Below are 24,435 nucleotides of genomic sequence, written 5' to 3'. Positions count from 1 at the left end.
TTCACTGGGCACCTGTCTTTCCGGCCAGGATCGCGGGGACGTCGACGCCGGTGGTCTCGCGCAGGGCGCTGAGCACCGCCGCGACGGCGCGCGGGTAAGAGGCGGCGTAGCTGGCGATCGCGCTGCCGTCGCCCGGGTCGAGCGCGGCGACCTCGCGGATCTTGAGCTTCTCGATCGGCTGGAGGACCGCGGCCAGCAGCTCCTCGAGGTGCTGGATGACGTAGATCTCGCGGGCCTGCGGGCCCATGGTCAGCCAGGCCTCGCTGGTGAGGCGCAGGACCTCGGCCACCGCGGCGCCGTTCTCGATCGTCGGCGCGGCGTCGCCCTTGGCCAGCAGCAGCCGCGCGGCCCGGTCGACCTCGGCGGGGATGATGACCTCGGCCATGAGCCGCTTCTGCTCGAGCTGGCTGCGCACGGTCTGCAGCTCCTGCTCGGCCTCGGCGCGCGCCGTCTTGGCGGCGGCCTCGGCCTCGCGCTCGACGGCGCCGGCGCGGCCCTCGAGCTCGGCGCGGATCTTGGTGAGCTCGTTGCGCTTGACCAGGATCGCGGTCTCGGCCGCGGCCTTGGCCACCTCGGCGCGCTGGTTGGCCTGGGCCTGGGCCTCGGTGACCTCCTGCTGGGCCTGGCTCTCGGCCTTCTCGGCGTCGCGCAGGACCGCGGCGATCTGCGGCCGGCCCAGCGAGTCGAGGTAGCCGGTCTCGTCGGCGACGTGCTGGATCTTGAGGGTGTCGAGCTGCAAGCCGAGCTTGTCGAGGTCGTCCTGGGCGCTCTTGGCCAGGTTGTTGGCGAACTCGAGCCGGTCGTGGTTGACGGCCTCGGGGGTCATCTGCGCCAACACCTCGCGCAGCGCGCCCTCGAGGGTCTGGCGCGCGACCTGCTGGATCTCCGAGGTGGAGCGGCCGAGGAAGCGCTCGATCGCGTTGCGGATCAGCCGCGGGTGGGGGCTGATCTTGACGTTGGCGATCGCGTGGATCTTGAGCGGGATGTTGCCGGACGAGTAGGCGTTTTGCACGTAGACGTCGATCGACATCGCCGACATGTCGAGGCGGTCGACGAGCTCGAGCACGGGGATCCGCCAGGCGCGGCCCTTGCCGCAGCCGTGGTGCTCGGGCGGTTGACCGACGACGCCGCGGCCGAGGATCACCAGCGGGCCGAGGTCGACGCCGTCCTTGACGCGCTTGCGGCCGGTGAAGATCAGCGCCTCGTTCGGGTGACAGAGGTAGAGGAAGTTCTTGACCAGCATCAGCAGGAGCAGCACCCCCAGGCCGATGGTGAGCGAGCCGACGATCGCCAGGCCGGCGACGTTTTGGGTCAATGCTTCAAATACGGAATCCACAGCTGGCGCGAAGGCCAGGTAGGTGAGAGGCAGGTTCACTCGGTCCTCCGGTGGCAGGTTGGCCGCGGTCAGCCGCCCGAGACGCGGGCGACGACGGCGGTGGTGTCGTTCATGGCGATGACCAGGGCCTCGTCGCCGACGACGAAGCCGCGCTCCTCCTCGGTGCTGGCCAGGACGTCGACGGTGGTGCCCTTGAGCGTGAGCCGCACCTTGCCGAGGTCGCCGGCGGCGAAGCCGACCATCACCCGCCCGCTGCGGCCGATGTAGTCGGCGGCGCTGGCGGCGGTGCTGGTCTCGCTGTGCGAGAGGTTGCGGAACACGGCGACGGTGCCCAGGCCGGTCAGGAGGCCCATGCCCAGCGCGGCGACGAGGGCGGCGGTCGGGCTGTCGACGAGGTCGAGGCCGTCGAGCACGAGGCCGGTGAGCCCGAAGAAGGCGAGGAAGAACATCCAGAAGCGCAGCGAGAAGAAGGCGGTGAACAGCCCGGCCAGCGTGCCGTGGCTGTCGTCGACGCCGTGGTCGAAGTGCTCGGCCGTGCTCGCGTCGCTGTCGCCGCCGTCCTTGTCGCCGATGAAGATCGAGCCGAGAAGAAGGACGCCGCCGAGCCCGAATGCGAACAGGTACAGATAGATCAGCATCGCGTGAGGGGTGAACAGTATGCCACGTCCGGACGGCCCATGCGCGCCATAAGCGCTGTACACCGACCAGGGGCGCGACAGGCCGCGAATACGTCGTACGCGCGGGGCCCGTTCGACGCTACGCTGAACTCGATCACCACCTTCGCTGGAGCCACATGGCCGACGACACAGGAATCTTGCCGCGTTCTTTTTTCGCTCGCGACGCGCTGGTGGTCGCGCGCGATCTGCTGGGCAAGCTGCTGCGACGCGACGGCGTGATCGTGCGCATCACCGAGGTCGAGGCCTACCGCCACCCGAACGACAGCGCCAACCACTGTCGCTTCGGCCTGACCGAGCGCAACGCGGCGATGTGGGGCCCGCCGGGGCGCGCGTACGTGTACCTCTGCTACGGGATCCACAACATGCTCAACCTCTCGACCAATGAAGAGGGCGAGGGCGCGGCGGTGCTGATCCGCTCGGCGGAGCCGGTGCTGGGGCTGACGGAGATCCAGCGCCGCCGCGGGGCGACGACGGCGGGGCCGACGCTGCTGACCGGGCCGGGCAAGGTCGGGCAGGCGCTGCAGCTCGACACTTCTTGGTCGCATCACCCCGTCACCGAGCCCGGCGGGCTCGAGGCGCTCGACGCCCCGCCGGTCGGCGAGATCCTCGCAGGGCCGCGCGTCGGCATCGATTTCGCGGCGCCGGCCGACCGCGACGCGCCGTGGCGCCTGGCCGTGGCCGGGTCGAAGTGGGTCAGCGCGCCGAAGGGCCTCCGCCCGGTGTAGAGTCCCGGCCATGCCGTCCGTGTTCACCCGGATCATCAACGGCGAGCTGCCCGGTCGCTTCGTCTATCAGGACGACCGCTGCGCCGCATTCCTGTCGATCGCGCCGCTGCGCCCCGGCCACACGCTGGTGGTGCCGAAGCAGGAGGTCGACCACTGGCTCGACCTCGACGCCGAGCTCGCCGCCCACCTGACGACGGTCGCGCAGGCGATCGGCCGCGGTCAGATGCTGGCGTTCGCGCCGGCCCGCGTGGGCTTGATGATCGCCGGGCTCGAGGTGCCGCACGTGCACCTCCACGTGGTCCCGATCGACGGGCCGCACGACCTCGACTTCGCCAACGCCGACACCCGCGCCAGCGCGGCCACGCTCGACGAGGCGGCCGACAAGCTGCGCCAGGCGCTCGCCAAGCTGGCGCCCGAGGGCGCGGGCGACTGGTGTCTCTAAGGACATGTCACGAAGGACAGATGTGATGACGTTAGGCCGCCGAGACCCGCTCAACCTGCTGCAGCGCCCGCGACGCAACCGCAAGCACCCGGCGATCCGGGCGTTCCTGCGCGAGACCACGCTGGGGCCGGAGCACTTCATCTACCCGCTGTTCATCCACGCCGGCGCCGACGACGTGCCGATCGCGTCGATGCCCGGGTGCGCCCGGCTGTCGCGCCGCGGGCTGCTGGCCGAGGTCGAGGCGGCGCGCGCGGTCGGGGTCAACCTCATCGCCCTGTTCCCGGCGGTGGTGGAGTCGCTCAAGACCTCCGACGGCCGCGAGGCGTGGAACCCGAACGGCCTCATCCCGGAGACGATCAAGGCGCTGAAGGACCGCTGGCCCGACCTGGTGATCGTCACCGACGTCGCGCTCGACCCGTACAACAGCGACGGCCACGACGGGATCGTCGCGCCCGACGGGCGCATCCTCAACGACGAGACGGTGGCGGCGCTGTGCGAGCAGGCGCTGTGCCAGGCCCGCGCCGGCGCGGACATCGTCGCGCCGTCGGACATGATGGACGGCCGCGTGCAGGCGCTGCGCGAGGCGCTCGACGGCGAGGACTTCATCGACGTGTCGATCCTCGCCTACACGGCCAAGTACGCCTCGGCGTTCTACGGGCCGTTCCGCGACGCGCTCGACTCGGCGCCCAAGAGCGGCGACAAGAAGACGTATCAGATGGACCCCGCCAACGCCCGCGAGGCGCTGCGCGAGGCGGAGCTCGACGAGGTCGAGGGCGCCGACATGCTGATGGTCAAGCCGGCCGGGCCGTACCTCGACATCCTCGCCGAGCTGCGCCGCGCGACCAGCCTGCCGCTCGCGGCCTACCAGGTCAGCGGCGAGTACGCGATGCTCAAGGCGGCGAGCGAGCGCGGCTGGCTCGACGAGAAGCGGGTGGTGCTCGAGAGCCTGCTCGGCATCCGCCGCGCCGGCGCCGACGTGATCTTGACCTACTTCGCGCGCCAGGCGGCGGAGTGGCTGACGGGGACGCGGAAGTAGGGATGGGGGCGCGGCTCGAGTTCTGGTTCGATTTCTCGTGCCCGTACGCCTACGTGGCGTCGACGCAGGTCGAACAGCTGGCCCGAAGGGCAGGCGCCGAGCTCGACCTGCGACCGATGCTGCTCGGCGGGGTGTTCAAGGCCCGCGGCACGCCGCAGAACCTGGCGGCGACGCTGAACCCGGCCAAGGCGCGCCACAACTTCGACGACATGCGCCGCCAGGCCCAGCGCGCCGGCGTGCCGCTGCGCATGCCGGCGAGTCACCCGATGCGCACGGTCGAGGCGCTGCGCTGCGTGCTGGCGGCGGAGCTGTCACTGCCGCTGATCCACCGCATCTACCGCGCGTACTGGGACGAGAACGCCGACATCGCCGACCGCGAGGTGCTGGCGCGGGCGATCGCCGAGGTCGGGCTCGACGCCGCGGCGATCCTGGCCCGCGCCGAGTCGCCGGAGATCAAGGACGCGCTGCGCCGCCGCACCGACGAGGCGATCGCGCGCGGGGTGTTCGGCGTGCCGACCTACTTCGTCGGCGACCAATTGTTCTGGGGGCAGGACCGGGCGGACATGGTCGAGGCGGCGCTCGGCGGGACGCCGCCGATGCCCGTGCCGTCGCCGACGGCGCCGGTCGAGCTCTTCTTCGACTACTCGAGCCCGTTCGCGTACCTGGCGATCGGTCGCGCGGGCGAGCTGGGCCCGCAGGTGACGTGGCGACCGATCCTGCTCGGGGGGCTGTTTCGCAGCCTCGGCACGCCCGACGTGCCGCTGTTCGAGCAGAGCCCGGAGAAGCGGCGCCACACGCTGCAGGACCTCGATCGCCAGGCGGCGCGCGCGGGGCTGCCGTTCAAATTCCCGCAGCGGTTCCCGATCCGCACGGTGCTGCCGCTGCGGGTGACGCTGGCCGCCGGCACGCCGCCGCCGCTGGTGCGCGCGCTGGCGACGGCGCTGTGGGCGGAGGACCGCGACATCAGCGATCCCGCCGTGGTCGCGGCGATCGCCGACGCGGTCGGGCTCGACGGGTCGGCGCTGGTGGCCCGGGCGGCGGCGCCGGAGATCAAGCAAGCGCTGACGACGAGCACCGCGGCGGCCGAGGCGGCCGGGGTGTTCGGGGTGCCGACGTTCGTGGTGCAGACCCGCGAGCGCGGCCCGCAGCTGTATTGGGGCGCCGACCGCCTGACGCTGGCGGCCGCGGCGGCCGGCGGCGACCTTTCGGCGATGTGACCCGGAGGACATGACCGAAGGGGCATGCCCCCAAGGGCATGGCGCACGGGGCATGTCCTCTCGGACATGAGGGACGCACCGCCCCGGCCCGGCCTCACAGCTGGGAGTAGCGGTCGGTGGCGCGACGCAGGCTGAGGGCGATGCCGGGCTCGAAGGCCGAGTGGCCGGCGTCGGGCACGATCACCAGCTCCGAGCGGGGCAGCCGCTTGTGCAGGTGCCACGCGTTCTCGAGCGGGCAGATCACGTCGTAGCGGCCGTGCACGATCGTCGTCGGGATGTGCTGGATCTTCGGCGCGTCGTCCAGCAGCTGGGTCTCGCTGTTCAGAAAACCCTTGTTGACGAAGTAGTGGCACTCGATGCGCGAGAAGGCGAGGGTGAAGTCGGTGTTGTCGCAGTGCATCTCGACGTCGGGGTCGGGGTGCAGGGCGGCGACGCGGCTCTCCCACAGGCTCCACGCGCGCGCGGCCTCGACGCGGACGCGCGGGTCGTTCGAGGTGAGGCGGCGGTAGTAGGCGGCGATCAGGTCGGCGCGCTCGGCCTCGGGGATCGGGGCGACGAAGGCCTCCCAGGCGTCGGGGAACAGGTTGCGGGTGCCGCGGCCGTAGAACCAATCGGACTCGCGGCGGGTGAACATGAAGATCCCGCGCAGGACCAGCTCGGTGACGCGGTGCGGGTGGGCCTCGGCGTAGGCGACCCCGAGCGTGCTGCCCCACGAGCCGCCGAACACCTGCCAGCGGTCGACGCCGAGGTGCTCGCGCAGGCGCTCGATGTCGTCGACCAGGTCCCAGGTGGTGTTGTCCTCGAGCGAGGCGAACGGCTCGCTCTGGCCGCAGCCGCGCTGGTCGAACAGGATGATGCGGTAGCGCGCCGGGTCGAAGAAGCGCCGGTGCTTGGGGTCGGTGCCGCCGCCGGGCCCGCCGTGCAGGAACACCACCGGCTTGCCGGCGCGGTTGCCCGACTGCTCGAAGTAGAGGTCGTGCCCGCCCGGGACCTGCAGCCGGCCGAAGTGGAACGGGTCGATCGGCGGGTACAGGCCCGACAGCGGGTCCTGGCGGTGCGGCGCGGAGTGAGCGGGTCGAACGGTCATGGCGGAAAGACCAGGTGCTTGAGGACAGGTCGGAAAGGTCAGGCGCGGCCGGCGAAGCGGTCGGTCGCGGCCACCAGCTCGTGGAGGATCCCGGGCTCGAAGGCGGAGTGGCCGGCGTCGTCGACGAACCGCAGCTCGGCCTCGGGCCAGGCGCGGTGGAGGTCCCAGGCGTTCTGGGCCGGGCAGACGACGTCGTAGCGGCCCTGGACGATGACGGCCGGGATGTTGCGGATCCGCGGGACGTTCTCGATCAGCTGGTTCTCCCGCTCGAGGAAGCCGCGGTGGACGAAGTAGTGGGCCTCGATGCGGGCGAACGCGAGGCTGAACTCGTCCTCGCCGGCGCGCTCGATCTGCTCCGAGTTGACCTGCAGGTAGCTGGTGCTGGCCTCCCACACGCTCCACGCCCGCGCGGCCTCGAGGCGCAGGGCCGGGTCGTCGCTGGTGAGCCGGCGGTGATAGGCCTTCATCAGGTCGCCGCGCTCGGCGGCGGGGATCGGGGCGAGGAACCGCTCCCAGGCGTCGGGGAACAGCGAGCTGGCGCCGTCCTGGTAGAACCACTTCAACTCGCTGCGGCGCAGCAGGAAGATCCCCCGCAGCACCATCTCGGTGACCCGCCGCGGGTGCTTCTGCGCGTAGGCCAGGGCGAGCGTGCTGCCCCACGAGCCGCCGAACACCAGCCACTTCTGGACGTTGAGGTGCTCGCGGACGCGCTCGATGTCGGCGACGAGGTCCCAGGTGGTGTTGTCCTGCAGCTCGGCGTGCGGGGTGCTCTTGCCGCAGCCGCGCTGGTCGAACAGGACGATCCGGTAGCGCTCGGGGTCGAAGAAGCGCCGCTGGTCGGGCACCGTGCCGCCGCCCGGCCCGCCGTGCAGGAACACCGCCGGCTTGCCGTCGGGGTTGCCCGACTCCTCGAAGTACACGCTGTGCAGGTCGCTGACCTGCAGGAAGCCGGCGTTGTAGGGCTCGAGCTCCGGGTAGAGCGTGCGCCTGCGTGGGAGGGCCATCGGCGCGAGCTTGGCAAAGCGCGATCAAGGCGTCCATAGGCGCCGCGTGCGACCGCCTGGCGGCATTTGGGGCGGCCCGCGCGGGCAAAACCGCGCAGCGGCCGAAGACGCGCCTCCGGCGGGGTTTGGCGGGCGCGCGTGCGAGTAAGAGGGCGTGGGCTCGCGGCGTTACAGTCGACCTCGCAGGAGATCCCTCGCACGTGCCCAGGCTCGCCCCGTCCGCCCTCGTCGCCCTCCTCTTCATCGGTTGCGCCCACGGCCGCAACCCTTACGCCGCCACCGAGAGCTCGCTGGGGCTCGACCGCGTGGTGCTCTATCGCAACGGCATCGGTTATTTCGAGCGCCGCGGCGAGGTCAAGGGCGAGGCGCTGGTGATCAAGGTCCGCAAGGACCAGATCAACGACCTGCTCAAGAGCCTGACCGTGGTCGACCGCAAGAGCGGGCAGGCAGTCAGCGTGTCGATGCCGCTCGACCCCGAGTCGTGGGCCAACGCCGCGCTGTCGACCCTGGCCCCGGGGCAAGGTTCGCTGGCGCAGGTGCTCGACGCGCTGCGCGGCACCTACGTGACGCTGAAGACCACGCAGGGCAAGCTGCGCGGGCGCATCGTCCTGGTCGAGGCGGTGATCGACGAGCCGGACCCGACGCCGCCGCCGTCGTCGGAGCGGGTGCCGGCGCCGCAGGGCGGGGCGCGCGACTTCAAGGTCTCGCTGCTCGACGGCAAGCAGCTGCAGGTGGTGCGGCTGTCGAAGGTGCGCGGGGTGACGCTGCAGGACGGCGACCTGGCGCTGCAGTTCCACCGCACGCTCGACGCCACCGCGGGCGAGGGGATGTTCCAGCAGGTCGCGGTCGAGATCCGCCTCGCGGGCGCGAGCAGCCACGACCTGCTGGTCAGCTACGTGGTGGCGGCGCCGATGTGGAAGCCGACCTACCGGGTGGTCCTGCCCGAGCCGGGCGAGAAGGGCCCGGCGCTGCTGCAGGCGTGGGCGGTGGTCGACAACACCAGCGGCGAGGATTGGGGCAAGGTGTCGATGAGCCTGACCTCGGGCGCACCGATCGCGTTCCGCTACGACCTGCACACGCCGCGCACCGTGGGCCGCACCGACCTCACCGAGGCGGGGGTGCAGAAGCGGGCCGCGGTGGCGATGGGCGAGACCTCGTACGACGCCGGAAGTGATCGCGACGGCGACGCGATCCCCGACGGGCTCGACAAGTGCCCCGACAGCCCGGAGACGTTCAACGGCTACACCGACGAGGACGGCTGCCCCGACGCCGTCCCGGCCCGCAGCCTGCCGCCTCCGGCCCCGCCGCCGGCGCCCGCGATGCGAGAGAAGGCGGACGACCTCAAGAAATCGGCGAAGCGCGCGGAGCAGCGGCCGAACAGCATCGGCGGAGGCGGCCGCGCCGCGAGCGGCCCCAGCTACGACTTCGAGCCGGCCCCCGACGTCGCCTACGACGAGGTCGAGAAGGCCGAGGCGCCGGCGATGGACCTCGAGTCGCTGCGCCGCAGCACGCAGGCGAGCGCGCGGGCCAAGAGCGTCAGCGGGCTGACGCGCTTCGACCTGCGCGACCGCGTGACGGTGCCCGACGGCAGCTCGACGATGGTGGCGATCGTCAACCAGGACGTGGCGGCCGAGCAGACGTTCCTGTTCCGTCCGGGCGGCGCCGGCACCGGCTACGAGCAGAACCCGTACCGCGTGGTCCGCTTCAAGAACACCACCCCGTTCGTGCTCGAGCCGGGGCCGATCGCGATCTACGCCGGCGGCAGCTTCGTCGGCGAGGGCCTGTCGGAGGCGGTCGGGACGCAGACGAGCACGACGATCCCGTTCGCGGTCGAGCCGTCGCTGCTGGTGTCGTCGCAGGCGCAGTACACCGGCGACGAGCTGCGCATCGTCAAGATCGTGCGCGGGCTGATCTCGGTCGAGAACTTCCAGCGGGTGGCGACGACGTGGACGGTGAAGGGCCAGCCGGACCCGAAGGGCTACTCGGTGCTGATCCGCCACCCGAAGCAGGGCGGGCCCTACGCGCTCAAGTCGAAGATCGAGGGGCTCGAGGAGCTGCCCGACGCCTACCTCGTGCCGGTCAAGGTCACCGGCAACGCGGTCGAGGGCAAGGTCGAGGTGGTCGAGCAGACGCCGTCGCAGACGACGATCTCGATCTGGGACACGCGCGTGCCGCAGCTGTTCGAATCGCTGCTGCGGGTGCCGAACCTCGACGCGAACGCGCGCAAGAAGCTCGAGCCGCTGGGCCGCCTGCGCCAGGAGATCGGCCGCATCGACACCGAGATCGACGGGCTCACCCGCCAAAAAGCCGAGCTCGATCAGCGCGCGAACGAGACCCGACAGAACCTCGAGGCGATCAAAAAGGACGGCGCGGCCGGCGATCTGCGCGGCAAGTTGAACAAGCGCCTCGACGAATTCACGCGCGACGCCGACAAGCTCGCGCGCACGATCGTCGAGCTGCAGTCGAAGCGGCTCGAGAAGAAGATCGAGCTCGAAGACTCGCTGCAGAGCATCGATTTCTCGGCGCCCTGAGGCCGGCGCGATCGGTCGCGGTCAGGGTCTCGACCGCGAGGTGATCGGGGTTCGGACCGTGAAGCGAATTGACGGGTCTGCGGGGTGCAGAAAACTGCACCCCGCAAACACACTGTCGCGAGCCGGCCTGTGCCGGTCCCAAGTGGGATACGCACGGACTTGCCGGCCCCCCGCTGGCCGTGCGACGCTGGTGTTGATGTCCCGGAACCCCGAGGACTTTCGGTGAGCGATCACGACGCAGGCGCGTCCGGCGCGATTCCGAACATGGATCCGAGGCCAGGTCCCAAAGGCCAGGTACCCTCGGCGTCGCAGCACGGCCGCTCGATGCGGCCGGTGCCGAAGATCGTCGAGACGCCGCTCGTGGAGTGGGAGCCGCCGGCCACCTTCGACGAGTACAAGCTGGTCCGCCTGCTCGGCAAGGGCAGCATGGGTCGGGTCTACCTGGCCCACGACACGGTGCTCGACCGGCCGGTGGCGGTGAAGTTCGTCGGCCACGTGGCGCCCGACGCCGACGACCGCGAGCGCTTCCAGGTCGAGGGCCGCGCGGTCGCCCGCATCCAGCACCCCAACGTGGTGACGATCTACCGCGTCGGTCAGCTCGAGGGTCACCCGTACCTCATCACCGAGTACATCCGGGGCAAGAGCCTCAACGAGATCCAGGTCCCGCTGCCGTCGCGCAAGGTGCTCGAGCTGGCGATTGGCCTGTGCCGCGGGCTGGCGGCGGCGCACCGCCACGGCGTGCTCCACCGCGACATCAAGCTCGCCAACGCGATGCTGGCCGAGGCCGGCGAGATCAAGCTGCTCGACTTCAGCCTGGCCAAGCTCATGGACCCGGCGTCGCTCGACCCGGTGCGGCCCGAGCCGCCCAAGGACGAGGCGATCGAGGCGGCGGCGTCGGCGGTGATGCGCAGCAACGACGGCGGCCGCATCGACCGCGCGGCCGAGACGATCAAGCTGCGCGACGCCAGCGCCAGCGCGGCGCTGCCCCGCGCCCACGGCGACTCGGGGGCCGGGCGCTCGAGCGCGGGCCTGTCGGCGGCGGCGCTGTCGGCCGCCGACATCCCGGTGACCGCGGAGTCGCTGACGCAGGCCGGCACGCTGCTCGGCACGCCGCACTACATGGCGCCCGAGCTGTGGCGCGCCGAGCCGGCGTCGCGCCGCTCCGATGTCTACGCGCTCGGGGTGTTGATGTACATCCTCGCCTCGGGCCGGCCGCCGACCGAGGCGAGCACGCCGCTCGAGCTGGCCGAGCGGCTGCAAGAGCTCGAGCCGCGGCCGCTGCTCGAGCGAGCGCCGCGCTGCGACCCGCGCCTGGCGGGGCTCATCGACCGCTGCCTGCGGCGCGACCCGTTCATGCGGTTCGGCTCGGCCGACGATCTGTTGGCCGCGCTCGAGTCGCTGCAGCCGAGCGGCCGCGAGCTGGTGATCCCCGAGGGCAACCCGTACCGCGGCCTGCAGGCGTTCGAGTCGAAGCACCGCGCGGTGTTCTTCGGCCGCGGCGTCGAGATCCGCGCCGTGCTCGAGCGCCTCCGCGCCGACGCGCTGGTGGTCGTCGCCGGCGACTCGGGCGTCGGCAAGTCGTCGCTCGTCAAGGCCGGCGTGGTGCCGATGGTCGAGGAGGGCAACCTCGACCACCACCGCCAGTGGGCCTCGGCGGCGATGACCCCGGGCCGCTACCCGCTGCAGACGCTGGTGTCGACGCTGGCTGTCCTCTTCGACATGTCCGAAGAGACACTCTCCGCGCTGATCGCCGAGAGCCCGGGCGAGCTGGTCCGGTCGCTGCGCAAGCAGCTCGGCGAGGCGCGCGGGCGGCTGCTGGTGATCGATCAGTTCGAGGAGCTGGTGACGCTGAGCGCGACGCAGGAGGTCGCGGTGGTCGGCCCGCTGCTGGCGCGTCTGGCATCCGGGTTGCCGGGGCTGCGGGTGATGGCGACGGTGCGCGGCGATTTCTTGACGCGCGTGGTCCAGGTGCCGGGCATCGGCGACGAGCTGTCGCGGGCGATCTACATCCTCCGGCCGCTGTCGCCCGAGGGCGCGCGCGAGGCGATCGTCGGCCCGGCCAAGGTCAAGGGCGTGCGCTTCGAGCCGTCGACGCTGGTCGACGAGCTGGTCGAGGCCGGCGCGCGCGGCAGCCTGCCGCTGCTGCAGTTCGCGCTGGCCGAGCTGTGGGAGCTGCGCGACCAGGCGACCAACATCATCTCGCCGGCCGACCTGCGCAAAGTCGGCGGCGTGACCGGGGCGCTGGCGCGGCACGGCGACGCGGTGCTCGCCGAGCTGATCCCGGCCCAGCGCGCGGCGGCGCGGCGGATCTTGATGCGCCTCGTGACGGTCGACGACACCCGCGCGGTGCGGACCGAAGACGAGCTGACCTCCGACTCGCCCGCGGCCGCCGAGGCGCTCAAGGCTTTGGTGCGCGGGCGCCTGGTGGTGGCCCGCGAGGTCAACGACGACGCGGTCTTCGAGATCGCCCACGAGGCGCTGCTCGGCGGGTGGTCGACGCTCAGCACCTGGCTCGAGGAGGAGCGCGACGGCCGGGCGGTGCGGCACCGGCTCGAGCTCGCGGTCACCGAGTGGGAGCGGCTCGGCCGCGGCCGCGACGCGCTGTGGAGCGGGGCGCCGCTGCAAGAGGTGGTGGCGCTCGACCCGGCGTCGCTGCGGCCGAAGGAGCGCGACTTCATCGCCGCGTGCAAGACGGCGGCGGCGCGGGTGCGGGCGCTGCGACGCGGGGCGATCGTGCTGGTGCCGGCGGTCGCGATCTCGATGTACGCGGCGATGTGGCTCAAGGGCCAGCGCGACCTGCGGCTCAAGGTCGACGCGCAGGTGACCGCGGCCGAGCAGGAGCGGGCGGTCGCCGGCAAGGCGCGGGCCGACGCCGAGGCGCTGCGGACGCAAGCGCTGGCGGCCTACGACGCCGGCAAGCAGACCCACGCCGACGGGCTGTGGACCCGCTACGAGGCGACGCTGCCGGAGGCGGAGCTGCGGCTGGCCCGCTCGGCGCAGAAGCTCGAGACGGCGCTGAGCCTCGACGGCCGGCGCGACGATGTCCGCGACCGCCTCGGCGAGGTGCTGCTCGAGCGCGCGCTGCTGGCCGAACAGGCGGGTCACGGCGAGTTCGTGATCCAGGACCTGCTCGAGCGCCTGAAGCTCTACGACGAGGACGGGGCGCGGATCGGGCGGTGGAACGCGCCGGCCCAGTTCTCGGTGACGAGCGAGCCGCCGGGGGCGCGGGTCCAGCTCGAGCGCTACGACGCGTCGCGGGCCCGCATCGACGCGACCGAGACGCTGGGGGTCACGCCGGTGCCGGCGCGTCCGCTCGATCGTGGGTCGTATCGCCTGCGCTTCGAGCTCGAGGGCTACGCGCCGGTGACCCTGCCGATCGCGCTGGCGCGCGAGGAGGTCGCCGACTTCTCGGTCGTGCTCCCGCCGACCGACACCATCCCCGCGGGCTTCGTCTACGTGCCCGCCGGCCGCTTCCTGTACGGCACCGGCGACATCGTCGACCTGCGCGTGTCGATGAGCGCCGAGCCGCTGCACAGCGTGCAGACCGGGGCCTACGTCATCGGTCGGCATGAGGTGACGTGGGCCGACTACATCGAGTTCCTGTCGGCGCTGCCGCCCGGCGAACGCGCGGCGATCCTGGCGATCAACGCCGCGCGGGTGCTGTCCGACAGCGCCCGCCTCACCGAGCTGGCCCAGGGCGGCTGGCAGCTCGAGCTGCATCAGACGGAGCGTGTGTACACCGCGCGGACCGGCGAGCCCCTGGTCTACGAGGGCAGGACGCAGCGGGCCCGCGTCGAATGGGAACGTCTGCCAGTGACGGGAATCGGGGTCGAGGAGGCGATAGCGTATTTCGCGTGGCTCGATTCCTCGGGGCGAGTCCCAGGCGCCCGTTTCTGTGATGAACACGAATGGGAGCGTGCAGCCCGCGGCGCCGACGACCGACGATTCTCCATCGGCCAGCGCCTCGAGGCCAGCGAGGCCAATATCGACAGGACGTACGGCCTGCTGGGATCGGCGTTCGGCCCCGACCCGGTGGGCTCGTATCCCCAATCGGTGAGCCCCTACGGCCTCTATGACACGATCGGCAACGCCTACGAATTCACGGTGTCGCCGTACGACCACAAGCAATTGAATGCGCGCGGCGGTGGGTTCTACTATAATGAATTCGCCGGGCGAGTCTCCAACCGCTTCGAGATCCCTACGAGTTTTCGGCATAGTACGGTCGGGTTGCGCGTGTGTGCGACATGGCCGCTGACGCGCGCCCAAAAGTGAGCTCGCTCGGACAGATGTCCTTTCATATGTCCGCGGACTGTGCTACAGTACGGGGAGTCGATGGGGGGTGGTTATGGCCGTGCGTCGTGTGGCGCTTGTCGTGTCGCTGCTGGGTCTCAGCGCAGGGTGCTACGTGGGGGCGGATGCACCCTCCGATGTCGTCTCGACCCGTGACGAAGAATTCAACGCAGTCGAGCTGAACAGCCCCGTGCTGCAAGGCCCGGTGCTGAACGGGCCCGTGCTGCAGGGCATCATCCTGGGGCCGGTGCTGAACGGGCCGGTGCTGAACGGCAACGTGCTCGAGGGCCCACTGATGCAGGGGCCGGTGCTGAACGGCGTGAACCTGAACGGGCCGGTGCTCAACGGTCCGGTGCTGAACGGGCCGGTGCTGAACGGGTCGGAGTTCAGCGCCAAGGTGATCAAGAACGGCAAGAAGGTGCCCGCGAAGGGCAAGGACTTCATCGGCTCCGAGTGGCAGCTGACCGTCGGGCAGGTCGTCAACGGCAAGGAAGTCTACGAGGACTACGTCCTGCGCATCGACGACATCACCAAGTCGCCGGACCAGGACGACGTGTACCTGTACGACGTGGTCCACCGGGCCAAGAATTCGAACCAGTGGAAGCCGCTGTGTCAGGACGGTCAGGGCGGCATGGTGCCGGCGATCCCGGTGGCCAACTACTGGAACCTCGAGACCGGCGACCGCGTCGACGACCCCAACGTGTTCGTTTGGGCCTGCACGAACGCCGTCATCGCCAAGTGCGTGATGTGGGGCTATCGCCCGTGGGCGACCACCAAGCGCTGCAAGGACTGGAAGAAGGGCAAGAACTGCAAGACGATCTCGCTGCGAGATCATCACCAGGCTTGCACGCGCATGGCTCGCGCCGACTACTGCGGCAACGGTGAGCCGTGGACGGTCAACGGGACGCCGATCGACCTGTGGGACCACATGTCGCCGCAGGTCGAGGCCCGCGCGACCAACTGGTTCATCGAGGCCGAGTGGACCCCGGACGGGGCCACCTGCCTCCGTGACATCCGCCACCAAGAGTACAAGGAGCAGGGGCTCTACCCCAAGTGCTTCCTGGACAAGAAGGGCAAGCCCGTCAAGGCGCCCAAGGACTGCGGCTCGCTCGACGATCACCGCGCGCTGCTCGTCAGCTCGTTCGACAAGTACGGCGAGGGCCTGCCGAACGGCGACGACGACGACGACGATGACGACGACGACGACGGCGGCTGGGGCGGGCACGGCCACGGGAACGGGCACGGGCACGGCCATGGGCACGGCCACGGCCACGGCGGCCACTGAGCGCTGACGCGGCGCGCTTTACATCGTCCGGCGGCTGTGTTGCCGTCGGGCGATGTTCGACGTCCCCGAGTTGCCGGCGTGGCTCGCTGCCCTGTTGCCGCTGCGGCGGAGCGTGAGCGCGCTGCGAGACGGGTGCCGGATCCACCGCATCGACCACGGCGACCCCGCAGCGCCGGTGGTGCTCCTGCTCCACGGCAACCCGACCTGGAGCTTCCTGTGGCGCGACGTGATCGCGGGGCTCTCGGGGCTGCGCTGCGTCGCGCCCGACCTGCTCGGGTTCGGCCTCTCGAGCCGGATCGCGCTGCACGAGCACTCGGTCGAGCGACACGTGGCGGCGCTGACGGAGCTGGTGGAGACGCTGGGGCTGCGCCGCTTCGTGCTGGTCGGTCAGGACTGGGGCGGCGCGCTGGGAGTGGCGCTGGCCGCTCACATGCCCGAGCGCGTGGCCGGCGTGGTGCTGGGCAACACGTCGGTGGTGCTGCCGTCGCGGCCGCGCGGGACGTGGTTTCACCGGTTCGCGCGGGTGCCGGTGATCAGCGATCTGGTGTTTCGCGGCCTCGGGTTCCCGCAGTCGACGCTCTGGGTGGCGCAGGGCGATCGGCGATCGATCTGGGGGCCAGTGGCCCGGGCCTACCGCTGGCCGCTGCGGAATCTGTCCGAAAGGGCAGGTCCTCTGGCGCTGGCGCGCATGGTCCCGGATGGTCTGGAGCACCCGAGCGTCCCGCCGCTGCGGCGCGGTGAAGCGTGGCTGCGCGGTTTCACGGCCGCCGGAGGGCCGCTGGCGCTGGTATGGGGCGAGCGCGACCCGATCCTCGGTCGCGCGCTGGCCCGCCACGAGCGGGCGTTCCCGGGCGCGAGCGTGCGGCGAACCGCGGCCGGGCACTTTTTACAGGAGGAGGTGCCCGAGGCGTTGGTGGCGGCGATCCGCGAGGTGGTGGGGCGCGCGGGCTGAGCGGAGCTCCACCTGGCCCGAAGTGCAGGTGGGGTGCTGGCGCCGGCAGTCCGATGATCGATCCTGGCTGTCCTTTGGGACATGCCCCTAGAAAAATGTCCTCGGAGACATGCTAGGCGTCGATGTGGCGGTGGACGGCGATCACGCGGGTGAAGCGGCGATCGAGGCCGTCGGCGTCGGGCACGAAGCAGGGGGCGAACTGGTCGAACAGGGCCTCGACCTCGGCGCGGACCGGGAGCTCGGGGTCGTGGGCGGCGCCGTCGACGTAGGCGGCGAAGAAGTCGTCGGCGTCGCGGGCCAGCGGAGTGCCGATCGCGGCCATGATCCGGAGGACCGCGCCGCGCTGCTCGGAGGGCAGCTGGGCGGGGTCGCCGAAGCGCAGGCCGGCGACGGCGTGCAGGGCCTGGGCGACGTTGGCGGCGATGTCGGCCTCGGGCAGGGCGTAGAACGAGGCCATGAGGTCGGCCTCGTCGCACCACACGAACAGGATGTGCGGCGGGAGGGCGAGCAGCTCGTCCTGACTGCGAGCGACGAAGTCGTCCATGTCGAACTCGAGCGCGCGCGCGACCGGAAGGATAGCCTCGGCGATCGCGGCGTGGAGGGCGGCGTAACCATCAGGGTCACGCCGCGCGACGGCCTGGGTCGGGAAGGCCTGTTGCGAGAGCGCCTCGAGCTGCGCGAGCGACAGCGGCACACGAGGAGGATAGCGCGGCCGCGGGCGCGCAGGGACGGGCAAGACCGCTCAGGAGCTGTCGGGATCGACAGACGCGGACGGGGGGCGCGCGCTGCGGCCGTTTGTGCCCAGGGCAGCGGTCCCGGCGCAGAACATGTCCCTCGGGACATGTTTTTCTCAAAATAGTTTCGCAGAGCGGGCGGGCGGCAGCGCGGCGAGGCGATCGCGGGGATGTCCGAAGAGACATGGGAGCTCGGCTCGACCGCGGCGGTGGCACGAAGCCGAGAGGCGGGCGGCTGGCGCGGAGCTCCGCCGGGATGACGCGCTTCGGCGGGAGCGCCGACCGGCGGTGGGTCTGAAGGGCCAGCGCGCGTGAGAGCCTGGCTTGCGGTCCGGAACTCGGAGAGGACGCCGCTGCTTGTCGCCGACCAAAACGTCAGCTCCGCGGCCGCCTGCGCCGCGACGGCCCACGCCCGAAGGCGAGGGTTAAAATGGTCACGTGCAGGGTGGGCTTTCGGACATGCCCTCATGGACATGTCCGAAGAGTCATATAAAAATCTCGTCGGCGAGGGCGTCGGGGGCGGCGCGGCCGAGGTCGGCGAGGGCCGCCAGCGCGGCGCGGCTCCCCTTGTAAAAGGCCTCCTCGAACAGCGGCAGGCCGGCGACGTCGGCCGCGCACGGGCGCAGGCGGCCGATCGGGGCGCTGGCGAGGGCGAGGTTCTCGCCGAACAGCAGGCCGGGGACGGGGCGGATCATGGCGTGTCCCCAGCGCGTGATGGCGACCTCGGAGATCTCGCTGGCGATACCGGGGTGCATGGCCGCGAGCGCGCTGATGACGTGGTCGGCCCAGTGTGAACGATCGCCGGCGAGTAGGCGCTGACGCTGGGCGGCGAGTTCGGCGGGGCCGTCGCCGCACAGCGGCTCGTAGTAGGTGAGCACGGCGCCGGGCTGGCGCTCGTCGGCGGTCTCACCGTGGGTGGCGACGACGTAGCCGAGGCTGGAGCCGGCCAGCGGGACGTTGTCCCACGCGAGGCGAGCGCCGACGCCTCGCGGGGCGTTGCGGACCTCGACGCTGGCGACCAGCCAGGGGGCGTAGGTCAGCGCGCCGACAGGCAGCGGATCGGGGCCGACGAGCAGGCGGCCGAGGACGAAGCGGGGGGCGGCCCACAAGATCGATCGGGCGTGGACGCGCAGGCGGCGGCCGTCGCCGGGGCAGTGCACGCGGAGCTCGCCGGCGTGCGGGTCGACGGCGACGACCGCCGCGCCGCGGTGGAGGCGAGCGCCGAGGTCGGCGCGCTCGAGCATGCCGCGCACGAGCCGCGCGTTGCCCTCGGGCCAGGTGAGGAGGAAGCCGCCGCGGGTCTCCTCGAGGCCGCGCGCGAGGAAATGATGCAGGCCGGCGAAGGCCGAGGTCTGGGCGAGGGTGCAGCCGTAGTCGTCGCGGCAGGCGTAGTCGAGGGCCCAGCGCAGGCGCTCGCTGCGGAGCTCGAGCTCGTCGAGGTGCTGCGCGAACGAGACGGCGTCGAGGTGGCGCAGCTCGGCGCTGCTGCGGGCGACGGGGATGGCGAACAGCGGCTTGCCGTCGCCGCCGCGCCGGCCGTCGAGCGCGCGCAGGTGGGCGTGCCAGCGGGCCCACTGGGCGGCCTCTTCGGCGGTCTCGCCGGCGGCAGGGTAGAGGCCCTCGTACCAGCGGCCGCGGCCGAAATGCCGCTCGAGCGGGGCGGCGGCGATCGCCGAGGGGGCGTACTCGGGTCGGCCGTGCGCGTCGCGGCCGAGGATGACGCCGAGGTCGGTCAGCAGGCGCTCGAGCGCGGGGCAGTCCGGCGGCGGGGTCGGCAGGTAGTGGGCGCCGAGCGGGTGGCGCGAGCGCGGCAGCTCGCCGCCGCGCGCGGTGCCGCCGACCTCGTCCTCGAGCTCGAACAGGTGGAGATCGGCGAGGCCGGCCCGGCGCAGGCGCCAGGCGGCGGCGCTGCCGGCCACGCCGCCGCCGACGATGGCGACGTCGGTGTGAATGGTCTCATGGACAGGTCCTTCGCGCCATGTCCCTTCGCGCAGGTGATGGCTGCGCTCGGGGTCGGGGCCGACGAACGCGATCGCCGGCGGAGGCGGCGTGCTTGGGCCGCAGGCGGCCGTCGCCAGGGTGCCGGCGGTGGCGCCGAGGAAGCCGCGCCGCTTCACGCGCGGGCCCCGGGGCGACGCGAGGAGACGGGAGCGCGCGGGCCGGTCGTCTGTCTCCGGGGACATGTACGAACGAGCAGGGTAGTGGCGCACTTGCGACGCCGCGGCCGCGATCGCATGTCATAAAGGACATGTCCCATGCGACAGCAACGGAAGGACATGTCCCGAGCGCTCATCCGCGGCCTCCGCGGCCGGGCAGGGCCCGCAGGTCCTCCTCGTAGTAGTGGACGAGCAGCTGATCGTTGAGGCGGTTGGCCTCGACGTCGGGCGGCTGCTGGTCGCGCGGGAACACGAACAGGGTCGGCAGCAGGGCGTCGTCGAGGAACCGCAGCGGCACGTCGGCCAGGTGGGTCGGCTCGGGGCGCGGGGCCGGCGACACCAGCACGAAGCCCCAGTCGCCGAACGACGGCACGTGGGCGTGGTAGGGGCGCGGGTGCAGCTCGGCGGCGGCGAGCGTCTTGACCACGCACCAGAACGAGCGCGGCGCCAGGTACGGCGAGGTCGCCTGGACCACCCCGACCCCGGCGGGCGAGAGGACCCGGCGCAGCAGGCGGTAGAACGAGCCGGTGTAGAGCTTGCCGAGCGAGAAGTTGTTGGGGTCGGGCAGGTCGACGACCGCGACGTCGTAGACCTCGCTGTTCGTGCGGACATGTCCTTCGAGCCAGCGCATGGCGTCGGCGTTGTGCACGTGGACGCGCGGGTCGGTCAGGCTGCCGCGGTTGATGCGGACCAGCAGCGGGTCGCGGCCGAACAGGCGGGTCATGCCGGGATCGAGGTCGACGAGGTCGATGCGCTCCAGGCCCGGGTACTTGAGCAGCTCGCGCACGGCCAGGCCGTCGCCGCCGCCGAGCACGAGGGCCCGGCGCGGGGCGACGCCGGCGAGGGCGGGATGGACCAGGGCCTCGTGGTAGCGGTGCTCGTCGCTGCTGGCGAACTGCAGGTTGCCGTCGATGTAGAGGCGGATGTCGTCGCCGCTGCGGGTGATCGAGAGCCGCTGGTAGGCGGTCTTCTCGGAGAAGATGACGGGGGCGTCGTAGAGCTCGCGCTCGGCCAGGCGCTCGAGCCGGCCGCCGACGGCGAGGCCGGCCGCGAGCGCGGCGCAGACCAGGGCGGCCTGGACCAGGGCGGCGCGCGGGCGCGGCAGGTGGGCGCGGAACACCCAGGTGCAGGCCAGCGCGACCGCGGCGTTGAACAGGCCGCACAGCATGCTGGTGCGCACCAGGCCGAGGTGGGGCAGCAGCGCCAGCGGGAACAGCAGGCTGGCCAGCAGCGCGCCGACGTAGTCGAACGCGAGCACCCGCGCGACCGTGTCCTTCAGCTCCTCGCCGGCGCCGACGATCCGTATCAACAGCGGGATCTCGAGCCCGACCATGGTACCGACGATCACCAGGATCGAGAACAGCAGCGGGCGCACGCTGGCGAGGTAGGCGTAGCCGTAGAACAGCGCGACCGCCGACAGGCCGCCGACCACGGCGATCACCAGCTGGACGGCGATGAAGCGGGCGTGCAGGTCCCTGACGACGAACTTGCTGAGCCACGAGCCGAGGCCCATGGCGCTGAGGTAGACGCCGATGACGAGGCTCCACTGGGTGACGCTGTCGCCCAGCAGGTAGCTCGCCATGGTCGCGGCGATCAGCTCGTAGACGAGGCCGCAGGTGGCGACCACCAGCACCGAGGCGAGCAGCAGGCGGGTCCCGGGCGCGGCCGACATGTCACTTGCCGCCGTGGTAGCCGCCGCCGAGCCAGACGAAGGCGGCCCGCCCGCGCACGGTGCCGTCAGGGTCGCGCTCGACCTTGCCGCGCTCGGGCGTGCCGGCCAGCAAGAAGCCCGAACGCGCCCCGAGCAGCAGGAGCAGCAGGGCGGCGACGGAGCAGGTCCAGTAGATCTTGCGGAACATGGTCAGGGCAGGGGAGGGCGATCAGGGCATGTCGGAGAGGTCATGTTCGATAAGACATGTCCGAAGAGTCAGTGGATGATGCGGGCGGCGCGAGAGCGGCTCAGAGCGGGTAGTCGCTGTTGGCCCAGCGCTTGCGCTCGCGCCGGCGCCCGAGCAGCCAGGCGAGCAGCGGGAAGCCGAGGATGATGGGGAGCGGGAGCACGGCGTAGCGGGTCAGGAACACGTCCTCGCGCACGCGGAGGGCCCAGGTGTCGGGGCTGCGGACCCCGAACGGGCCGCCGAGGTGGATGCCGAGCGGGTCGCTGCCGGTCAGCGCGCTGGTGTCGCGCTCGGGGGTGACCTGCAGCAGGTAGCGGCCGCCGGGCACGCGGCCGAGGACCTGGTCGGCCTGGCGCTCGCTCTCGGTCCACGACTCGCCGTCCTCGAAGCCGCTGTAGCTGCTGACCTCGAGGCCGAGGCCGATCGCCTCCTCGCTCTCGAGCGGGATCAGCACCACCTCGGCGAACGCCCACGAGTTGTCGAGCGGGTAGGCGGAGAACGAGACCTCGACGGTGGTGTGGCCGCCCGGCTCGCCGATCGTGATCTCCTGCGAGAGCACGGCGTCGAACCCCAGGTCGGTGGCGAGGAACACCTCGCGCTCGCTGGCGCGGCCGGCCACCAGCTGGACCGCGGCGTACCAGGCGAGCGCGAAGACCAGGCACGACAGCCACAGCGAGCGCGCCTGCTCGCGCCAGCGGTTGGGCGCGAGCATGCCGACGCCCTTCGGTTTGGGCGGCTTGCCCGGGCGGTCGAAGGCGCGCCAGACCGCGTCGGCGTCGAGGTGACGCGTGGCCGTGCGGGTCAGCTCGACGCCGTCGGCGGCCACGACCTCCTCGATCGAGATGCCGTGCGGCGGGGCCACGAAGTCGTCGACGTGGGCGGCGTCGCCGACCTGGACCTGCCACGGGAACTCGCCCTCGGCGTAGGTCACGTGGGCGTCGGCGCCGGCGAAGTGGCGGTAGCGGCGGCCGCGGTAGGCGATGACGTGGCGCTTGCCGCCGACGATCTGCGGCGCGCCGGGGATGACCTGTCCCAAAGACCAGTGGCCGTCGCGCTCCGACCAGGCCAGGTAGCGGTAGCCGCGGTAGGGGTTGTAGAGCAGGAACTCCTGCCACGGCCACGGCGGGCTGAGGACGGTGCGCCAGCAGATGCCGACGATCTCCCAGGTGGCGCCGTCGAGCCGGCCGCGGGCGTGCAGCGGCAGCGTCGACGGCTGGTGGGCGCGGGCGGCCCGGTCGATCAGCGCCAGCGCGCCGCTGTCCTCGGGTCGCAGGGTGCTGCCGCAGGCGGGGCAGACGACCCGCTGGATCGCCCCGAAGCCGCGCAGCGCGAGCGGGCCGCCGCAGGCCACGCACTGCACGGCCTCGGTGCGGGCCTCGTCGCGGAACAGCCGCTGCGGAGTGGCCTCGGCGCGCCGCGGGGTGACGTCGGGGGTCGCTTCAGTCATGCCAGCCCTCGAAGCGGCGCAGGCGGTCGAGCCCGAGCTCGGCCAGCAGGACGGCGCGGCCGAGGTAAACGGCGGGGCGCTTGTTGTGGGGGTCGACGCCGTAGTCGAGGCTGACGAACTGATCGTCGGGGCCGGCGAGGTCGAGGGCGAAGAAGGTCAGGCCGGGCTCGGCGACGAACGGCAGGCAGCCCTCGGCGCCCTGGTAGCGGGCGGCCCGGCGGTCGACGAGCATGTACTTCGCGCCATGTACTTCATGCCATGTCCCCACGGACATGTCGTAAAAGCCAGGGAAATCGGCGCCGGCGGCGGGCACGGTGATGGCGAAGTTGCCCTGGAAGTCGGCCAGCCAGCCGACGCCGTCGGCGAACTGCAGGTACCACTCGCTCCAGGCGCCGCGGGCGTAGCGGAGCTGCAGGCGGCCGACGATCTCGAAGCCGCGGCCGGCGAAGCTGCCCTTGCCGCCGAGCAGCAGCGGGCTGCCGTCGTCGATCACGGAGGAGACGCGGCCGAGCAGGCGCACGTCGACGCCGGTGCGGACGACGGTGCTGCCGCAGTGCTCGCACACCAGCGAGACGGCCGTGCCGCGAAACGGGGCCGGAGCCCCGCACTGCGGGCACGAGACCTGGCCACCGCGCTCCATCGCGGCCGATGGTGCCACTTCTCGCGGTCCGCATGCGCGGGATTCTTCGCCCACGGGCGAAAATGCGCTACCGTCGCGCAGCATGGTGTTGACTGGCAAGATCCGAACTCTGGGGCTCGCGGCGGGGCTCCTGTCCGCGTGCCCGCCGACAGGCGCCGGGACGGCCAGCGAGCCGCAGACCACGTCGTCGTCGACGGCGACGCCGACCACCGGCGAGCCGGCGACGAGCACTTCGACGACGAGCGCGACGACGACCGGCAGCACGGGCGAGCCGACCACTGCGGGGCCCGAGGCCAAGCGCTGCCAGTCGCAGTGCGAGAGCGATCGTGACTGCCGGATCGGCGGCAGCGACCTCGGGTTCCGCTGCATCGACGGGCTGTGCCTGTTCCCGCCGTGCACCAGCGACGCGCAGTGCCTGGCCGAGCTGTCGGGGTGGAAGACGCCGTGCGCGGGCCCGGGCGAGTGCGCGCCCGAGGAGGCGTGCGTGCTGGTGGCCGACGCGGGCCGCTGCGCGCTGACCCCGGGCACCTTCGCGTGCGCCGATTTCGGGCTGGTCGAGCAGATGTTGCCGCTGTTCGCGGGCGAGCGCGAGGTGCTGGTGTGCGGGCAGGCGGCGGCCAGCTGCGAGGCGGGGGCGTGCCAGAGCCCGTGCACGGGCGACGAGGGCTGCGTGCCGCAGACGGGGCACCCGGCGTGCGACGTGCCGTCGGGCGCGTGCGTGTGCCAGATCGATCAGGACTGCGTCGATTCGGGGCTGCCCGGGTATGTGCAGTGCGTGGCCGGCCGCTGCGGCTGCGCGGTCGACAGCGACTGCGCGGGCGGACAGAATGTGGACACCTGTTACGCGGGGATCTGCGGCTGCGCGGCCGACTCGACCTGCACCATGACGGTCTTCGACGGCGCGCCGCTGACCTGTCAGTAGGTTCGGGCCCGGCTGCGGGACTCGCGCGGCCGATGCTTTCGCGGTAGGCTGCGCGC

General features: G+C 71.9%; 19 protein-coding genes. 9 read left to right on the top strand and 10 right to left on the bottom strand.

The genetic code is table 11. The annotated features are described in order from the left end of the window. Nucleotide 1 precedes the first annotated feature (1 nt). Nucleotides 2–1,375, bottom strand: a complete 1,374-nt coding sequence (locus tag POL25_RS09635) for a flotillin family protein (RefSeq protein WP_272085637.1) — start codon at nt 1,373–1,375, stop codon at nt 2–4. A 29-nt stretch (nt 1,376–1,404) separates the two neighbouring features. Continuing rightward, a complete protein-coding gene (locus POL25_RS09630; RefSeq protein ID WP_272085636.1) occupies nt 1,405–1,974 on the bottom strand; it encodes a hypothetical protein in 570 nt (189 codons plus the stop codon). A 155-nt stretch (nt 1,975–2,129) separates the two neighbouring features. Between POL25_RS09630 and POL25_RS09625 the strand changes: the two genes are divergently transcribed. From POL25_RS09625 to POL25_RS09610, 4 genes are read left to right on the top strand one after another with little or no spacing between them, the layout of a single operon-like run. Beyond that, on the top strand, nt 2,130–2,738 hold the full coding sequence (locus tag POL25_RS09625; RefSeq protein WP_373372071.1) for a DNA-3-methyladenine glycosylase: 609 nt from the start codon (nt 2,130–2,132) through the stop codon (nt 2,736–2,738). A 10-nt stretch (nt 2,739–2,748) separates the two neighbouring features. Then, the gene (locus POL25_RS09620; protein WP_272085634.1) at nt 2,749–3,180 is read left to right on the top strand and encodes an HIT family protein; all 432 of its coding nucleotides are present in this window, start codon (nt 2,749–2,751) and stop codon (nt 3,178–3,180) included. A 25-nt stretch (nt 3,181–3,205) separates the two neighbouring features. Then, nucleotides 3,206–4,216 carry a porphobilinogen synthase gene (hemB, locus tag POL25_RS09615; RefSeq protein WP_272085633.1) on the top strand — a complete coding sequence of 337 codons (1,011 nt, stop codon included), beginning with the start codon at nt 3,206–3,208 and terminating at the stop codon, nt 4,214–4,216. A gap of 2 nt (nt 4,217–4,218) precedes the next feature. Next, on the top strand, nt 4,219–5,433 hold the full coding sequence (locus POL25_RS09610; protein ID WP_272085632.1) for a 2-hydroxychromene-2-carboxylate isomerase: 1,215 nt from the start codon (nt 4,219–4,221) through the stop codon (nt 5,431–5,433). Between the two features lie 94 nt (nt 5,434–5,527). On the opposite strand, the gene pip (POL25_RS09605) is transcribed toward POL25_RS09610, so the two are convergent. After that, nucleotides 5,528–6,520, bottom strand: coding sequence for a prolyl aminopeptidase (gene pip, locus POL25_RS09605; RefSeq protein ID WP_272085631.1), 993 nt, complete (start codon nt 6,518–6,520; stop codon nt 5,528–5,530). Nucleotides 6,521–6,558: 38 nt separating this feature from the next. After that, nucleotides 6,559–7,524 (bottom strand): prolyl aminopeptidase, encoded by a 966-nt coding sequence (gene pip / locus POL25_RS09600; RefSeq protein WP_272085630.1) that lies wholly within the window; start codon nt 7,522–7,524, stop codon nt 6,559–6,561. A gap of 200 nt (nt 7,525–7,724) precedes the next feature. Between pip (POL25_RS09600) and POL25_RS09595 the strand changes: the two genes are divergently transcribed. The 4 genes from POL25_RS09595 to POL25_RS09580 all read left to right on the top strand — a co-directional run bounded on the left by POL25_RS09595 (nt 7,725) and on the right by POL25_RS09580 (nt 16,582). Next, entirely contained in the window at nt 7,725–10,055 is a 2,331-nt protein-coding gene (locus tag POL25_RS09595) for a DUF4139 domain-containing protein (protein WP_272085629.1), read from the top strand. A gap of 333 nt (nt 10,056–10,388) precedes the next feature. Then, nucleotides 10,389–14,327 (top strand): nSTAND1 domain-containing NTPase, encoded by a 3,939-nt coding sequence (locus POL25_RS09590; protein ID WP_272085628.1) that lies wholly within the window; start codon nt 10,389–10,391, stop codon nt 14,325–14,327. 208 nt (nt 14,328–14,535) lie between these two features. After that, nucleotides 14,536–15,630 (top strand): ADYC domain-containing protein, encoded by a 1,095-nt coding sequence (locus POL25_RS09585; RefSeq protein WP_272085627.1) that lies wholly within the window; start codon nt 14,536–14,538, stop codon nt 15,628–15,630. 52 nt (nt 15,631–15,682) lie between these two features. Continuing rightward, nucleotides 15,683–16,582 carry an alpha/beta fold hydrolase gene (locus POL25_RS09580; RefSeq protein ID WP_272085626.1) on the top strand — a complete coding sequence of 300 codons (900 nt, stop codon included), beginning with the start codon at nt 15,683–15,685 and terminating at the stop codon, nt 16,580–16,582. A 112-nt stretch (nt 16,583–16,694) separates the two neighbouring features. Here the strand turns inward: POL25_RS09580 and POL25_RS09575 are convergent, their stop codons facing one another. From POL25_RS09575 to POL25_RS09550, 6 genes are all read right to left on the bottom strand, one after another. Beyond that, nucleotides 16,695–17,276: a hypothetical protein gene (locus POL25_RS09575; RefSeq protein ID WP_272085625.1), complete on the bottom strand. Its 582-nt coding sequence runs from the start codon at nt 17,274–17,276 to the stop codon at nt 16,695–16,697. A 525-nt stretch (nt 17,277–17,801) separates the two neighbouring features. After that, the gene (locus tag POL25_RS09570; RefSeq protein WP_272085624.1) at nt 17,802–19,499 is read right to left on the bottom strand and encodes an NAD(P)-binding protein; all 1,698 of its coding nucleotides are present in this window, start codon (nt 19,497–19,499) and stop codon (nt 17,802–17,804) included. 106 nt (nt 19,500–19,605) lie between these two features. Next, entirely contained in the window at nt 19,606–21,144 is a 1,539-nt protein-coding gene (locus POL25_RS09565) for a polyamine aminopropyltransferase (RefSeq protein ID WP_272085623.1), read from the bottom strand. A gap of 1 nt (nt 21,145) precedes the next feature. Continuing rightward, entirely contained in the window at nt 21,146–21,331 is a 186-nt protein-coding gene (locus tag POL25_RS09560) for a hypothetical protein (protein ID WP_272085622.1), read from the bottom strand. Nucleotides 21,332–21,431: 100 nt separating this feature from the next. Continuing rightward, nucleotides 21,432–22,817, bottom strand: coding sequence for a DUF4178 domain-containing protein (locus POL25_RS09555; protein WP_272085621.1), 1,386 nt, complete (start codon nt 22,815–22,817; stop codon nt 21,432–21,434). Continuing rightward, a complete protein-coding gene (locus POL25_RS09550; protein ID WP_272085620.1) occupies nt 22,810–23,457 on the bottom strand; it encodes a DUF4178 domain-containing protein in 648 nt (215 codons plus the stop codon). Before POL25_RS09550 ends, POL25_RS09555 begins: the two co-directional genes overlap by 8 nt. 82 nt (nt 23,458–23,539) lie before the next feature. Between POL25_RS09550 and POL25_RS09545 the strand changes: the two genes are divergently transcribed. Next, a complete protein-coding gene (locus POL25_RS09545) occupies nt 23,540–24,379 on the top strand; it encodes a hypothetical protein (protein ID WP_272085619.1) in 840 nt (279 codons plus the stop codon). The last annotated feature ends 56 nt before the right edge of the window (nt 24,380–24,435 follow it).

This window comes from Nannocystis bainbridge (assembly GCF_028368995.1).
Taxonomy (GTDB): domain Bacteria; phylum Myxococcota_A; class Polyangia; order Nannocystales; family Nannocystaceae; genus Nannocystis; species Nannocystis bainbridge.
The sequence above is the reverse complement of the archived record's forward strand: the minus strand, read 5'-3'. Positions and strand labels throughout refer to the sequence as shown.

Excerpts from the sequence above, each read along its gene's own strand:
- POL25_RS09630 (WP_272085636.1), bottom strand. The coding sequence starts at position 1,974 with ATGCTGATCTATCTGTACCTGTTCGCATTCGGGCTCGGCGGCGTCCTT.
- POL25_RS09625 (WP_373372071.1), top strand. The coding sequence starts at position 2,130 with ATGGCCGACGACACAGGAATCTTGCCGCGTTCTTTTTTCGCTCGCGAC.
- POL25_RS09620 (WP_272085634.1), top strand. The coding sequence starts at position 2,749 with ATGCCGTCCGTGTTCACCCGGATCATCAACGGCGAGCTGCCCGGTCGC.
- hemB (WP_272085633.1), top strand. The coding sequence starts at position 3,206 with ATGACGTTAGGCCGCCGAGACCCGCTCAACCTGCTGCAGCGCCCGCGA.
- POL25_RS09610 (WP_272085632.1), top strand. The coding sequence starts at position 4,219 with ATGGGGGCGCGGCTCGAGTTCTGGTTCGATTTCTCGTGCCCGTACGCC.
- pip (WP_272085631.1), bottom strand. The coding sequence starts at position 6,520 with ATGACCGTTCGACCCGCTCACTCCGCGCCGCACCGCCAGGACCCGCTG.
- pip (WP_272085630.1), bottom strand. The coding sequence starts at position 7,524 with ATGGCCCTCCCACGCAGGCGCACGCTCTACCCGGAGCTCGAGCCCTAC.
- POL25_RS09580 (WP_272085626.1), top strand. The coding sequence starts at position 15,683 with ATGTTCGACGTCCCCGAGTTGCCGGCGTGGCTCGCTGCCCTGTTGCCG.
- POL25_RS09570 (WP_272085624.1), bottom strand. The coding sequence starts at position 19,499 with ATGTCCCCGGAGACAGACGACCGGCCCGCGCGCTCCCGTCTCCTCGCG.
- POL25_RS09565 (WP_272085623.1), bottom strand. The coding sequence starts at position 21,144 with ATGTCGGCCGCGCCCGGGACCCGCCTGCTGCTCGCCTCGGTGCTGGTG.
- POL25_RS09560 (WP_272085622.1), bottom strand. The coding sequence starts at position 21,331 with ATGTTCCGCAAGATCTACTGGACCTGCTCCGTCGCCGCCCTGCTGCTC.
- POL25_RS09555 (WP_272085621.1), bottom strand. The coding sequence starts at position 22,817 with ATGACTGAAGCGACCCCCGACGTCACCCCGCGGCGCGCCGAGGCCACT.
- POL25_RS09550 (WP_272085620.1), bottom strand. The coding sequence starts at position 23,457 with ATGGAGCGCGGTGGCCAGGTCTCGTGCCCGCAGTGCGGGGCTCCGGCC.
- POL25_RS09545 (WP_272085619.1), top strand. The coding sequence starts at position 23,540 with ATGGTGTTGACTGGCAAGATCCGAACTCTGGGGCTCGCGGCGGGGCTC.